This window comes from Acidimicrobiia bacterium (assembly GCA_018057765.1).
Lineage (GTDB): Bacteria > Actinomycetota > Acidimicrobiia > IMCC26256 > JAGPDB01 > JAGPDB01.
The window spans coordinates 158,953-172,886 of sequence record JAGPDB010000001.1; the positions used below are offsets into that span (position 1 = coordinate 158,953).

The window sequence follows — 13,934 nt, forward strand, 5'->3', positions numbered from 1 at the left end:
CTTTTTAAATAATATGAACTATACAAGACCTATCATTTCCTTTAGTTCCTTCTTTATATGTTTAACTTCATCTCTCAAACGTGCAGCTTCTTCAAAATCTAAAGTTTTTGCGGCTTCATGCATTTCTTCTTCGAGTGATGCTATTAAAAGCTTTATTTTTTCTGGACCTAACTCAGCAAGATCAGCAACATCGACCTTTCGTAGCGTACTTGATGTTTCCCCACCACGTAACATCGACAAAATGTCAGTTACTGCTTTTACAATAGGTGTTGGGTCAATATTATTCTTCTTGTTATATTCAGTTTGCAGTACACGTCGTCTGTTAGTTTCTGAAATTGCATATCTCATCGAATCTGTAATTCTATCTGCATACATAATTACTCGCCCATTTACATTTCGTGCAGCCCTACCAATAGTTTGTATAAGTGATGTCTGGGATCGTAAAAATCCTTCTTTATCGGCATCTAAAATAGCTACAAGTCCGACTTCTGGCAAATCGAGTCCTTCACGCAATAAGTTAATACCAACTATTACATCACACTCCCCTAAGCGTAAATCTCTTAGAATTTCGACACGTTCTATAGTGTCTATATCAGAATGCAAGTATCTTATCTTAATTTGTGCATCAGCAAAATAGTTCGATAAATCTTCAGCCATTCTTTTCGTAAGTGTTGTAACAAGTACCCTTTCGCCTTTTTTAATCGCATCTTGTATTTCATCAAGCAAGTCATCAACTTGCCCTTTAGTAGTCCGTACTTCAACTTTTGGATCTAATAAACCAGTTGGTCTGATTAATTGTTCAACAACCTGATCTGAATTTTCACGCTCAAATGCACCTGGAGTAGCTGACATGAAAATAACTTTATTAAGTTTTTCAATGGTTTCATCAAATGTTAAAGGGCGATTATCTCTTGCACTAGGTAGACGAAAACCATACTCAACAAGATTATTTTTTCTAGATAAATCACCAGCCTGTTGACCACGTATTTGAGGCACTGTTACATGGGATTCATCAATAATACATACGAAATCGTCAGGAAAATAATCTATTAAGGTATAAGGAGGTTGGCCGGGTTTACGACCATCTAAATACAATGAATAATTCTCAATACCAGAACATACACCTATTTCACGAAGCATTTCTAAATCGTGTTCTGTGCGACTTTGCAACCTTTGAGCCTCAACAAGTTTATTCTCTTTTTTAAAAAGATCTAATTGAATATCTAAATCACGTTCTACTTCTCTAATCGTCCTGTTGATAGATTCACGATCAGAAACATAATGCGATGCTGGAAATATCGCTACGGTATCAGTATCCTGAAAAATCTCTCCAGTCAATGTATCGATTAATGAGATACGCTCAATTTCATCACCGAACATTTCAATACGAATGGCTCTTTCTTCATAAGCTGGAAAAATATCTATAGTATCTCCACGTACACGAAATTTATTGCGGATAAATTCAATATCATTACGATCATATTGGAGCTCTACTAGTCTTTTTAATAATGCTCTTTGATCGTATGTTTCTCCCTTAGATATAAAAAGCATATTTTTCTTGTAGCTTTCAGGTGAACCTAAACCATATATTGCAGACACGGATGCAACTATGATGACATCACGTCTACTGAGAAGTGCAGAAGTTGCAGCATGGCGTAGACGATCAATCTCATCATTTATTGAAGAATCCTTTTCAATAAATGTATCAGTGGTTGCTATATAAGCCTCAGGTTGATAGTAATCATAATAAGAAACAAAATATTCGACTCTATTGTTTGGAAAATAACCACGAAATTCGCTAGCAAGTTGGGCAGCTAAAGATTTGTTTGGCGCTAACACTAAAGCTGGCCTATTTAATTTTGCGATTGTTGAAGCTATAGTATAAGATTTTCCTGAACCAGTTATTCCCAAAAGAGTTTGGAATTTTAAATCATCTTCGACGCCTTTACTTAATGCTTCGATAGCTTTTGGTTGGTCACCACTAGGTTCATAATCACTTTTAAAATCAAACACTATCTTTATTTGCTTTCACAAATTGTTTTTATAATATCGGTCATAGAAATTTCAAGTTCATTTATAGAACTAGAATTTTGTATTTCTTTTGTAGCTAATTCACTATACCGACAATGTAATTCCTGGTATTGATTACGAGCATCAAAATCTTCTATTTCCATACCTCTGTTCAAACATCTATCTCTTCTAATATTTACCGGAGAAACAATCATTAATAATTCATCAAATTGGTTTGCTATCGATTCACTTGGTGCACTAACTTCTACAAAACAAATTTCTTCTTCTTTCGATTCACATTCTAAAAAGAATGCAGTAGCTAGTTGCCAAACATGCGGATGAATCAAATCTTCTAAAGTTCTTAATTTCTCTGGATTCGAAAAAACAAACTCTCCCAATTTATGTCTATCAATTTTACCAAAACTACCAGATATAGAAAAATCTTTACCAAACTCTTCAAGGATCGCATCATGCGCAGCTCCAGGCAATTCCATCAGTAGTCGTGCGATATGATCTGAAGAGATCGTCGGAAGGTCCATATCGGAACATATGCGCAATACTTCCGATTTACCGCTTCCTATTGGTCCAATTATAGCTACTTTCTTCATAATATTAAGTTTACGCGTTTTTACTTTACATAGCATGATTATTGGACGAAGAGTATTAAGAATATGGAAAATAAAGAGAATATATATAAAACATCGGATGACGATAACTTAGATACCTTTGGTTCTCTACGTGCTATTATCTTTGTTCGTTGGATAACACTTTTTTTTGGTGTATTTTTATTATTTTCAAATGAAGATCCAAACTATGTCAAAGAAAACTATTTAGCTATAGCCTTGATTATACTACTCAATATATTCAGATCTTTTAGTCCCATCAATGTAACAAAAAATACAAAAACTAGAATTAATAATTTTGTACTTGATTTATTGATCTTAGTATTTGCTATTTCATTGACTCATCAATTTAAGAGTCCTTTTATATTTACATTAATCCCTGTATTATTACTATTAGGAGTGTCAGAAGGAATTTTAAAATCGACTTTAGCTTCATTACTAGTAGTTGGTGTTCTAGTTGAATATATATTTCTAAGAGATATCCACAATGGCCAATCTATACAATTAATTTTGCAAAATACAATTATATTTATGAGTTCGACAGCTATAGGTACTGCCATAGGTGAATACATAAGAAATAGCAATCAAAGATCACAAATAGTTGCTGACGAAATGAAAAGAATGGGTAAAGCAAATTCTTTACTTCTTGCTTTGCATGATATCGCACAAACAATGCCAGCATCACTTGATTTAGGTGAAGTTCTAGCAACCAGTAGAAATAGATTTAACGATTTATATGATTATGAATATCTTTCATTTTTAGTTGCAGACTCAACTTATAATACATTCAGGGTTGAACTAACTCAAGGTGTAAGGCTTGATTCTCCAATCTCAGTTGAAGAATTACCTGCTCCCCTTCGACAAACATTGAATGCACAGTCTGCAGTACTGCATAGAACTTTAGATGGAGTTTTTGTTGGATGTTCTGATCAAGCAAAATCAGGTATGTATATAGCTTTGAGAGCAAGAGGTAAAGTTGTCGGTATTGTTAGCATTGAACATAGTGAAGCTAATAGATATTCTGAACGCGATCGTGCACTTTTAACAGAGCTGTGTGAACCATTAGCCCTCGCTATTGACAATGGTCTGTGGTTCGCTCGTTTGAAAAATTTAGGTGCACAAGAAGAACGTAACAGAATAGCAAGAGATCTCCATGATAGACTTGCTCAATCATTAGCATATGTAGCATTCGAATTAGAAAGATTAATTGGAATTAGACCACAAGAAACTGAATTGGTCGAAATACGCGATATTGTTAGAGAAGTAGTCGGAGATTTACGAGAAACACTTTACGAGCTTCGAACTGATATTGATGCTACACGTCCATTTCATATTTTAGCCCATGAATATATTCCTAGATTTGGTGATAGAACAGGATTAGATATTCAATTCTCAACAAATATTTCTAAGGCTGTACTGCCGGTTCAAATTGAACGCGAGATGTGGAGAATTACACAAGAAGCGCTAAATAATGTAAATAAACACGCAAAAGCTATTCATGTATGGGTTTCATGGATGTTAGAAAAAGATCATGTAATTTTAAAAATTCGTGATGATGGAACTGGGTTTGACTTGATCAATAGAAAAAAAGAAAGTTTTGGACTTATAGGGATTCGAGAACGTGCCGATACAATTCATGCTCAGTTAAAAATTGATACTAGCTCTGGGAAAGGCACTACTATAACAACTGAAGTTGAGGTACCTAAATGAAAAATATTTTATTGGTAGATGACCATAGGTTATTGCGTCAAGCCGTGAAGCGAGCACTTATCGAAGCTGGTTTTAATATTGTGGGAGAAGCCAGTGACGGCGAAGAAGGCGTGAACCTAGTTAATGAATTATCACCAGAAATTGTAATATTAGATATTACAATGCCAGTAATGGATGGACTGACAGCATTAAAGATCATAAAAAAATCTAAGCCTGACACAAAAGTCATTATGTTAACAATGCATGGTGAGTCTAGTGTTGTAAGCCAAGCAATCTCATTAGGAGCATCTGGTTTTATCACAAAAGATGTACCGATGTCAGAGGTAATCGATTTAGTAGCACGAATTGCAGATGGACAAATAATGTCTAGTGAAATAGCACAACGATTGCTAGAAAGTTCTAAGGTTACGGATGATGCTGTAATCTATAATGTTGGTAGTCAATCAAATGAAAATATTGACAACGATCTATTGACAAAACGCGAGATAGAAATATTACAACTTGTAGCAGATGGTCGTGGCACAAATGAAATAGCGGAAGATTTATTTATCTCAGCTAAAACAGTAAAAAATCATTTAGCTTCTATTTACGAAAAATTAGATGCAAGAGACAGAACACAAGCTGTTTTAACAGGCATAAAATCAGGAATAATAGAAATTAATTAATTAAACTTTCAATTTAGGTCATTATGAAAAATAGCAAAAATTTTAGCCCAATTTAATAATTGAGCTAATAAATTTTCCTAAAAACAGACCTCAGTAAACAAGTATTATGCTTGTTCCGGTGTTTGCTCAGTTGATATATCTGCTTCTGTGTTTGATTCTTCTAAACGATCAGCTTCTACATCGCCTTCAACCATTGCGTCTTCGCCAATAAAATTTCCATCTGCATCATATGCATGCTCACCATAAACATCAGCATACTCAGCAGCAACAACGCCACCTTCCGCAGCTTGCTTTATAGATAAAGATATTCTTCGACGTTCGTTATCAATTTCAATGATTTTAACCCAAAGTTCTTCGCCTTCATTAACAACCTGTTCAGCTGAGTCGACATGGTGTGTAGCCATTTCAGAAATATGAACTAAACCTTCTATTCCATCACCAATTTGAATGAAAGAACCAAATGGAACTACTTTAGATACTTTTCCATAAACTAATTCGCCTAATTGATGAGTCTCAGCAAACTCAGTCCAAGGATCACGTTCAGTTGCTTTAAGTGAAAGTGAAATTCTCTCACGATCGTTATCTATTTCGAGAACCTTTACACGAACTGGATCTCCTACTTTTACTACTTGACCTGGAGAGTCGATATGTTTCCAGCTAAGTTCACTTACATGAATAAGTCCGTCCATACCACCAAGGTCAACGAATGCGCCAAAAGGAACCAGAGAAGAAATATGTCCTTCTTTTATTTCTCCTACTTGAAGAGTGGTCAAGAAATTATCACGTGAACCTTTTTGGTTCTCTTCAAGAAATGCTCGACGTGAAAGAACAACATTGTTACGTTGACGATCAAGCTCAAGAATTTTACATTCGATTTCAGTACCGACTAGCGAAGCTAGGTCGCGTATACGACGAGTGTCGACAAGAGAAGCTGGTAAGAATCCGCGTAAACCAATGTCAACAATAACTCCACCTTTGACAACTTCGATTGCTAAACCTTTAACAACACCATCAGTAGCTTTAATTGCTTCAATATTTGCCCAAGCTTTTTCATATTGTGCTCGTTTTTTAGAAAGAATTAATCGACCATCTTTATCTTCTTTAGTCAGTACTAGAACTTCAATCTCTTCACCAAGTGTGACTATATCTTTTGGATCAACATCCATACGAATAGATAATTCTTTTAATGGTATAACACCTTCTGATTTAAAACCAATATCGACAAGTACTTCATCTTTATCAATTTTTACTACAGTACCTTTTATTAAATCACCATCATCAAATTCTACGATTGTAGACTCAATTGCTTCTGCAAAACTCATTCCTAAATCATTAACCGCAATCGGTTTTTCGTCTTCAATTACACCAGCTACAGGTTTATCATTAATTTCTTCTGTTGCAGTATTAATTTGTGTGGTTGCATTTTCGTCGACAGCTTCTGTTGATTCTTTTGAATCTACTTGAGCAGTATCGCTTGTTGAGTTTTCAGACACGAGGTCTCCTATAATATTTATTTGTTATGGTACGGAAATTTTCCGGCACAGAAGGTTGATCTATGCTCGAATATTATAGCGCTTTATTACCCTTGGTAGCACAAAAGAGCGCTATTTCGCTTCTGCCCAATTTGATCCTACGCCAACATCCACTGTGAGTGGAACATCCAAATTAACAACATTTTCCATAGCATCAACTAAATTTTTAGTTACTTGATCAATTAATTCAGTTTTAACTTCAAATACTAATTCATCGTGAACCGTAAGGATCATTGCCACATCTTTACCATATTTCTCTATTTCTTTTGCTGCAAGAATCATTGATAATTTAAAGATATCGGCTGCTGTACCTTGCACAGGAGCATTAGTGGCGGCTCTTTCTTCTGCCATTCTAATTCTTCCATTCGAAGAAGAAATGCCAGGAAAATATCTTCGTCTTCCATAAAGTGTTTCGGTAAAACCGTTAATTTGCGTTTCTTTAATGACGTTATTTAGGTATTTTTTTATATTAGAAAAGTTTTTCCAATAATCTTCCAATATTTCTTTAGCTTCGCCAGGTTCTATTTCTAATCGCTGGCTTAACCCATAGCTTTCCATACCATAAGCTATTCCGTAATTTATTGTTTTAGCAAAACGGCGATCATTTGAGTCAACATCTTTTAACTCCTTATTAAATAAATGTGAAGCTGTGATTGCGTGCACATCTTCCCCGTCTTTAAATCCTTGAATTAATGTTTTTTCTTTCGCTAAATGTGCCAATATCCTTAACTCAATCTGAGAATAATCAAACGAAACCAATTTAAACCCTTTTGGTGCAACGAACATGGTTCGTAAGGTTTTCCCGATGTCAGACCTTATTGGAATGTTTTGTAGATTAGGATCAGTACTCGAGAGCCTTCCTGTAGCAGCCTGATTTTGACCGAATGAGCCATGTATTCTTTTATCTTTTGCAATTAATGGTTTTAGGCCATCGATATAAGTACTACGGAGTTTTTCGACTTCACGATAATTCAATATGGCTGGTATTATTGGATGATCATTAATTAGTGCATGTAAGGTTTGTGCATCTGTTGAAGCACCTGTTTTTGTTTTCTTTTTAGGGGTGAGCCCAAGGTCATCAAACAGAACCTTTTGCATTTGTTTAGTCGAATTTACATTAAATTCTTGTCCAGAATACCCAAATATTTCTTCTCTATATTTATCGCATTTTTCCCGTATATCTTTACCAATTTCATCTAAAAGTTTTTCGTCAAGTAATACACCATTTACTTCCAATTCCCCAAGGACACTAATTAATGGTTTCTCAATATTTTCATATATAGATTCCATTTCTTTTTCTTTAAGTCGATTATTCAAATCATCATCTAAGCTAAGAATATTCTTAATGTTTGATATGGCAACGACATCGTTCTCGGATTCTTGTTCTTTACCTAATTCAAGTTGTAATTCTTTTTCTGCTTCTATATAAATGCCTAAATATGTTCCTAGTGTTTGTACAAACGATTTCTTGCCACGCGAGTTATCATCTATAGATGCCTTTATCATTATATCGTCAAATACGGGTATATCTAATTTAAAATAAGCAAAATAAGAAGACCAAGTCTTTACATCGTAACCAACTATTTTATCTGAAATTTCAGAAAATAGAATTAATAAATCTTTTAAATCTTCATCAACAGATATTTTGCTAAACACACATTTATTCTGTATTTCTGCAAATATCTTTATACTATCTGGGAATCCTTGCACATACTGATTAGGTTTTACACTAGGTAAAAATAATCCAACCTTAGTTTTACTTAATTTTAAAAGTTTCGAAAAGTTCAATGGTGTAACTTCTTTTAAAACTAATGGCGTCTCTTCATTATTCTTAGATTCATTTTGCTCTTCGGATGTTAAAGGTGTAATTGAACTACATGTAATTATTTTTTTTGACAAAGTATTAAATTTTAGCTTGTCGCATAATTCATTGATTTGTTTGTTATCACCATTTACACGTAAAAACTTATCCAAACCTGGTAAGTCATCTACATCGGATTTAAGAGTCATTATTTCACGATTCAGAAAGACTCTTTCTTTATAAAGTCCAAAATTCTCTATTTGTTTTGGTTTTAGTTTTTCAACATTATTATAAATACCTTCGAGGTGTTCGTACTCTTGTAATAATTTAGACGCAGTTTTTTCACCGATTCCAGGTACGCCTGGTAAATTATCGCTTGGATCGCCACGCATTGATGCATAATCGACATATTGATCAGCACGGATACCAGTGCGTTGTAGTATTCCTGCTTCATCATATAAAACAGTATCGCTAACACCTCTTCGGACATAAAGTACTTTAATATGTGGATCTTTGACTAGTTGAAAATAATCTCTATCGCCTGTAATAGCTACAACATCCATCTTTTGCTCTAAAGCTTTTCTAGCGTAGGTACAAATAATATCGTCAGCTTCTATAGTATCTTGCGATACATGAACGATATTCATAGCATTAAGCATTTCCATTATCAGAGCGGTTTGTGGAATAAATAACTCGGGTGTTTCACCTCTTTGTGCTTTATAAGCAACATCAATTTTTGTACGAAATGTGGGTCCAGCGCTATCAAATGCAACTACTAAATGGCTTGGTTTATACTTTGCTACCAAATTAGTTAACATAGAAAAAAATCCATAAACAGCATTCGTAGGTGTACCATCTTTTGCTGCCATATCTGGCGGCAAAGCGTAAAATGCGCGAAATGCCATCGAATGGCCATCGACAGCTAAGAGCAGATCGTTTTTCACAGGTATTATTTTGATACTGGAACTAATTTACCATCAGTAATTTGTGTCAAAACCTTACTAGCATCATCCGTTGAATTTAGATGTTCATCGATAAATGTCCATGCATCTTTTTCATTCATTGAGTGTTCGTCCATCAATAGGGCTTTAGCATAGCCATAAGATTTCTTTATACTTGCTGGATCTTCATCTCCAATTGAATCTAAAAAATGCTTTTCTTTAAATCGAGCATATGCTGTTTCTATGGCAGGGACTAACTCTGATTTATGAAATGGCTTAACCAAATATCCTTGGGCACCAGCACTTTGCGCTTGATCAATTAAATCTTGTTGTGAAAATGCGGAAAGAATAAGAATTGCTGTAGTTTGCATATCAGTAATTTTGCTTGTTGCAGCTATACCATCTAATCCTGGCATTTTAATATCCAAAACTATTAGATCCGGTTTATGCTCTTCTACTAAAGCTACAGCGTCGTCTCCTCTTCCGGTCTGAGCAACTACATCGAAGCCTGATTCTTCAAGTAATTCAACTAAATCAATACGTATAATAGCTTCATCTTCTGCAACAACTAATTTAAGTGACATTTTTCTCCTTAATTCTTGGGTACATCATAGTTCTATGTGGTGAATATTTCCGCTATTGTCATACATTTAAGCCAAAATTTAGGTCACTCTCCGTCATATAGTTAAGATTTCGCCATCAATTAGACGATAGATGATTCAACAAACGAACCGGCTGACATATATAGATGGATGAGAAAATAAGATGAAAAATAATATTTTGAAGAAAATACTTATAACACTATTTATTGTGACACTATTTTTAATGCCATCCTATTCATATGGCGATAATTCAACGACAACTACTACTGTGGTGACTACGTTGCCGGTTTCAACAACGATTCCTATTCCCGACGTTCCGCCTCAACTTGATGATCCTCTTCCTACTGAAACAGCACCTAAAGAAAAAGTTATAACACCTTCAGATCTTGCAGCTAAAGAAAAGGCAAAAATAGCAACTAAAAGCTTAGATAAAGCTACTCAGAATTTATTAGATACTCAACTAAAGATAGAACAGACATCGCTTCAAATTCAAGAGCTAGTTGCAAAATTAGCAACTTTAAATGATCAGATTGAAAATAATTCTGCAATCTTAGCAATTAATGAAATGCCCACTGCTCAACTTAAAAGCGAAATACAATATAGAGCAATCAAACTTTATCAAGATAGTTCAGGAGAACCATCAGATGACTTAGCAGAATTATATAAACGTCGTGTTTCTACCCTTGCAAACTCTATACAGTCATCATCTTCGATATTATTTTCAAATTTTCAAAAACGCATAGATGAACTTTCTAAAATTGAATCAGATTTAGAAACACAGAAAGCACAATCATTAACATTACAAACAGAACTAGAATCTCAAAATACACAACTAGCTGATGATTTCGAAAAAGCAAAAATAGAATATGAAAAGCAATCAAAAACTTTTCTTGATGCTTCTGGTTCGATAAGCGCACGTTTACCGGTTGATGGAAAAGTATGCCCTATAGCTGGGCCTTTAACACACGTAGATGACTTTGGTAACAATAGGTCGGGTGGACGTTCTCATAAAGGTAACGATATTTTTAACGCTAGCGGAACTCCTAATGTCGCTATAGTTGGTGGAACAACACAGTTCTTAGACGGCGGTCTAGGTGGCACAGGTATATTTTTACATGGTGATGATGGAAATATTTATTACTATGCTCACTTATTATCTAGAGTCGGAGAACCTCGTCGCGTTGCGATAGGAGAATTGATTGCATACACAGGAGCCACAGGTAATGCTGCCGGCGGAGCTCCACATACTCACTTCGAAATTAGACTTGGTGGAACGGTTCATGTGAATCCGTACCCGATATTAAGAATTATTTGTGGGGTTTGATTCGGATATATCTATATATGATTCTGTATTAGAAATAGTTTTAACGGTACAATATTTAGCCATTTCGTCTCTACACTTTTTTAGCGAATCGTAATACTCAATCATTCCCCAATGTGGAATTATTCCATATTTTATTAATCCAAGACCATCCCAATAAACTTTAGATGCAGTATTTGGGTCGTCAGCAAATTCAACACCATGTAAAGTTTTACCTGCTACTACTGCCCCAGCACTTTCACCACCATAGACTAAACCGTTGTCTAATAAATCACAGATAAATAAATGCAATCCAGATTTTTCAATACAGTAATTTAATACAAAGGTGTTACCACCCATAAACCAAACTGCGCTATGTCGACTTAGGCTATCTTTAAGTTCCTCTTTATCTAGTTCATTTAAATCAATTAGCGTGTATCTAAATCCTAATTTATTAAATAAATTTTTAGTAGCTTCCAATTCAATGACTTTTCGAAATTCAGTATATTCAGATTGCGCGTTTTGAATTAGTGCCACAGATAGGTTGTCTGTAGTTTCAAAAAGAGACATAAAAATATCTTTATCGGGTATACCAATTGAAGATAGAAATAGTTTCATAATATACTTTACATTAGAAGGTATAGAGTATTAATTATTTGGATTCCTACTTCTCAGTATTTCCAACAACTTCTCTGTTGTATTCTAATTTCGTATAGTAATTGATTTATAAAATGGATAAATTCAAACTATCTAACAATGAATATATGAAGGTTGATGGTAAGTAATTTTAAAAAACGTATTTCGCGATTAGGATTTACATTAATATTTAGATGGCCGAATCAATATGGGATTCTATTCTGTGCCCATGAAGTTTGGCTTCATGAGAAAATTCATATATGTGCCCGGGGGGGGACTTGAACCCCCACGATGTTACCACCAACAGATTTTGAGTCTGCCGCGTCTGCCAATTCCGCCACCCGGGCTTGAGTGTGAATGAAGATTATATTATAAACGTTTACTTTATTTATCAGCCAATGCGAAAAATATTCTTGCATCACAAGTTACTTCTCCATTAACTGAAGCTTGAGCCTGACCCCAACCACCGCGTGAGCCTACTCTTTCTAATACCATAGAGAGATTTAGCGTTTCGCCAGGTTTTACGATCCTTCGCCATCGAACTTTCTCTGCTCCACCGAATAATGGTAGCTTTCCAGCAAATCTTTCTTGTGACAATAATGCGATAGCCCCTGCCTGCGCCAATGCTTCTAATTGCAATACACCAGGCATAATTGGGTTCCCAGGGAAATGACCTTCAAAGAATTTTTCATTACCCGTAACATCGTATGAACATAATATTGATACATTTTCTATTAATTCGTGAACTCGAGTTACAAACAAAAATGGATCTGCATGTGGAAGTGTCGCTATCAATTCTTTCGAATTGTTTAATACTGTTTGATTTGATTCTGTCATAGTTATCATCTTAGTAAACGAAATCTCGTAAAAAGGAAACTTATGCAAGCACTATAAATCGAATATTTTGACTAATTCATGAGAAAATCCATTAATGCAGAAAGTCGCTTATCTATTTCCTGGCCAAGGTTCACAATCAGTTGGTATGGGTAAAGTATTTCAATCAACTGAACATTTCCATATCGCACAAGACGCAGGTATTCTTCTTGATATAGATGTAGTAGAACTTCTGTGTTCAGACAATGCGGAAATATTGAACACAACGCATAATGCACAGTTAGCAATATTGATAACTTCGCTTATGGCTTTTGAGTCAATTGATAAATCTAGATTAAAACCGATTTTTTTTGCTGGACATTCTTTGGGTCAAGTTAGTGCTCTTATATGCTCAGAAACAATTTCTTTTGAAGAAGGCATTGAATTTGCGAGCGTACGCGCATTGGAAACACAAAAATGCGCTGATACAAAGGGCGGCAAAATGGCAGCCCTCTTAGGCATTGACTTCGACGGTGTAGTAAAACTAATACGTGAAGTCGATGGTATATATTTGGCAAATGATAATGCCCCAGGTCAAATAGTTATAGCTGGGGATGAAAATTCCATATTACATGCTGTAGAAATCTGTAAAGATTTTGGTGCAAAAAAAGGAGTACTACTTCCAGTGAATGGTGCTTTTCATACACCTTTAATGGAACAGGCTTCACGTATTTTGACTTCCACTCTTTCGTCTATGGCCTTTAGCGACCCTATTGCACCTGTAGTTTCAAATGATGATGCAAATGCATATAAAGACGGTGAAGTTTTTAGAAAAAAATCTGATCAACATGTTTCTCATTCTGTTAGATGGAGAGAGACAATGGATACAATCAATGCTGGACAAATAGATTTTGCAATCGAAGTAGGAAATGGTTCTTCACTTGCTGGTCTAGCAAAGCGATGCACACCAGATTTAGTAATAAAACATTACACTGATTTAATTAGAGTAGAAAAGAGTATTTAATAATGGAAGGCGAAAGAATACTTATACCGGAGCGAATGATTGTTTCACCAGCTGATGGAGTATTTAGATCAGCTGATGATAGTGAAGATATAATTGGAAGAAATATTAAGGTAAATGATATTATTGGATATGTTGATACGGTAAGTAAATCTGTACCGATACTTTCACCTTTTACAGGTACACTAAGAGGTTTGATCGCTCATAGTGGTGAACGACTTCGTCAACACGAGCCAGTTGCATGGCTTCGAATGCACGCCAGCTAAATTATAAGCAAGGA

Annotated in this window: 12 protein-coding genes and 1 tRNA gene; 5 read left to right on the forward strand and 8 right to left on the reverse strand. The window is 35.1% G+C overall.

The annotated features are described in order from the left end of the window. Nucleotides 1–18: 18 nt before the first annotated feature. Both uvrB and coaE read right to left on the reverse strand, forming a co-directional pair. Nucleotides 19–2,022 (reverse strand): excinuclease ABC subunit UvrB, encoded by a 2,004-nt coding sequence (gene uvrB / locus KBF89_00835; protein ID MBP9114874.1) that lies wholly within the window; start codon nt 2,020–2,022, stop codon nt 19–21. Then, a complete protein-coding gene (gene coaE / locus KBF89_00840; GenBank protein ID MBP9114875.1) occupies nt 2,019–2,618 on the reverse strand; it encodes a dephospho-CoA kinase in 600 nt (199 codons plus the stop codon). Before coaE ends, uvrB begins: the two co-directional genes overlap by 4 nt. Nucleotides 2,619–2,681: 63 nt before the next feature. Here coaE and KBF89_00845 point away from each other — a divergent pair, with 63 nt between their 5' ends. After that, nucleotides 2,682–4,343 (forward strand): GAF domain-containing sensor histidine kinase, encoded by a 1,662-nt coding sequence (locus KBF89_00845; GenBank protein MBP9114876.1) that lies wholly within the window; start codon nt 2,682–2,684, stop codon nt 4,341–4,343. After that, entirely contained in the window at nt 4,340–5,008 is a 669-nt protein-coding gene (locus KBF89_00850) for a response regulator transcription factor (GenBank protein MBP9114877.1), read from the forward strand. The genes KBF89_00845 and KBF89_00850 overlap by 4 nt, the downstream gene beginning before the upstream one ends. Before the next feature lie 104 nt (nt 5,009–5,112). Here KBF89_00850 and rpsA read toward each other — a convergent pair whose 3' ends face one another. The 3 genes from rpsA to KBF89_00865 all read right to left on the reverse strand — a co-directional run bounded on the left by rpsA (nt 5,113) and on the right by KBF89_00865 (nt 9,866). Continuing rightward, on the reverse strand, nt 5,113–6,330 hold the full coding sequence (gene rpsA, locus KBF89_00855) for a 30S ribosomal protein S1 (GenBank protein MBP9114878.1): 1,218 nt from the start codon (nt 6,328–6,330) through the stop codon (nt 5,113–5,115). Between the two features lie 282 nt (nt 6,331–6,612). Further along, on the reverse strand, nt 6,613–9,285 hold the full coding sequence (gene polA / locus KBF89_00860) for a DNA polymerase I (protein MBP9114879.1): 2,673 nt from the start codon (nt 9,283–9,285) through the stop codon (nt 6,613–6,615). Nucleotides 9,286–9,290: 5 nt separating this feature from the next. Further along, nucleotides 9,291–9,866 (reverse strand): response regulator, encoded by a 576-nt coding sequence (locus KBF89_00865; protein MBP9114880.1) that lies wholly within the window; start codon nt 9,864–9,866, stop codon nt 9,291–9,293. A gap of 181 nt (nt 9,867–10,047) precedes the next feature. On the opposite strand from KBF89_00865, the gene KBF89_00870 reads away from it, so the two are divergent. Then, nucleotides 10,048–11,208: a peptidoglycan DD-metalloendopeptidase family protein gene (locus KBF89_00870; GenBank protein ID MBP9114881.1), complete on the forward strand. Its 1,161-nt coding sequence runs from the start codon at nt 10,048–10,050 to the stop codon at nt 11,206–11,208. Here KBF89_00870 and KBF89_00875 read toward each other — a convergent pair. From KBF89_00875 to fabZ, 3 genes are all read right to left on the reverse strand, one after another. Further along, nucleotides 11,185–11,802 carry a Type 1 glutamine amidotransferase-like domain-containing protein gene (locus KBF89_00875; protein ID MBP9114882.1) on the reverse strand — a complete coding sequence of 206 codons (618 nt, stop codon included), beginning with the start codon at nt 11,800–11,802 and terminating at the stop codon, nt 11,185–11,187. The two genes, KBF89_00870 and KBF89_00875, sit on opposite strands and share 24 nt — an antisense overlap. A gap of 281 nt (nt 11,803–12,083) precedes the next feature. Further along, nucleotides 12,084–12,167, reverse strand: a tRNA-Leu gene (locus KBF89_00880). Between the two features lie 37 nt (nt 12,168–12,204). Then, on the reverse strand, nt 12,205–12,657 hold the full coding sequence (gene fabZ / locus KBF89_00885; GenBank protein ID MBP9114883.1) for a 3-hydroxyacyl-ACP dehydratase FabZ: 453 nt from the start codon (nt 12,655–12,657) through the stop codon (nt 12,205–12,207). Nucleotides 12,658–12,751: 94 nt separating this feature from the next. On the opposite strand from fabZ, the gene KBF89_00890 reads away from it, so the two are divergent. Beyond that, the gene (locus KBF89_00890) at nt 12,752–13,657 is read left to right on the forward strand and encodes an ACP S-malonyltransferase (protein ID MBP9114884.1); all 906 of its coding nucleotides are present in this window, start codon (nt 12,752–12,754) and stop codon (nt 13,655–13,657) included. Between the two features lie 2 nt (nt 13,658–13,659). Next, nucleotides 13,660–13,920 carry a hypothetical protein gene (locus tag KBF89_00895; protein ID MBP9114885.1) on the forward strand — a complete coding sequence of 87 codons (261 nt, stop codon included), beginning with the start codon at nt 13,660–13,662 and terminating at the stop codon, nt 13,918–13,920. The last annotated feature ends 14 nt before the right edge of the window (nt 13,921–13,934 follow it).

Coding starts and splice junctions, on each gene's coding strand:
- coaE (MBP9114875.1), bottom strand. CDS start 2,618: ATGAAGAAAGTAGCTATAATTGGACCAATAGGAAGCGGTAAATCGGAA.
- KBF89_00845 (MBP9114876.1), top strand. CDS start 2,682: ATGGAAAATAAAGAGAATATATATAAAACATCGGATGACGATAACTTA.
- KBF89_00850 (MBP9114877.1), top strand. CDS start 4,340: ATGAAAAATATTTTATTGGTAGATGACCATAGGTTATTGCGTCAAGCC.
- rpsA (MBP9114878.1), bottom strand. CDS start 6,330: ATGAGTTTTGCAGAAGCAATTGAGTCTACAATCGTAGAATTTGATGAT.
- KBF89_00865 (MBP9114880.1), bottom strand. CDS start 9,866: ATGTCACTTAAATTAGTTGTTGCAGAAGATGAAGCTATTATACGTATT.
- KBF89_00870 (MBP9114881.1), top strand. CDS start 10,048: ATGAAAAATAATATTTTGAAGAAAATACTTATAACACTATTTATTGTG.
- KBF89_00875 (MBP9114882.1), bottom strand. CDS start 11,802: ATGAAACTATTTCTATCTTCAATTGGTATACCCGATAAAGATATTTTT.
- fabZ (MBP9114883.1), bottom strand. CDS start 12,657: ATGACAGAATCAAATCAAACAGTATTAAACAATTCGAAAGAATTGATA.
- KBF89_00890 (MBP9114884.1), top strand. CDS start 12,752: ATGCAGAAAGTCGCTTATCTATTTCCTGGCCAAGGTTCACAATCAGTT.
- KBF89_00895 (MBP9114885.1), top strand. CDS start 13,660: ATGGAAGGCGAAAGAATACTTATACCGGAGCGAATGATTGTTTCACCA.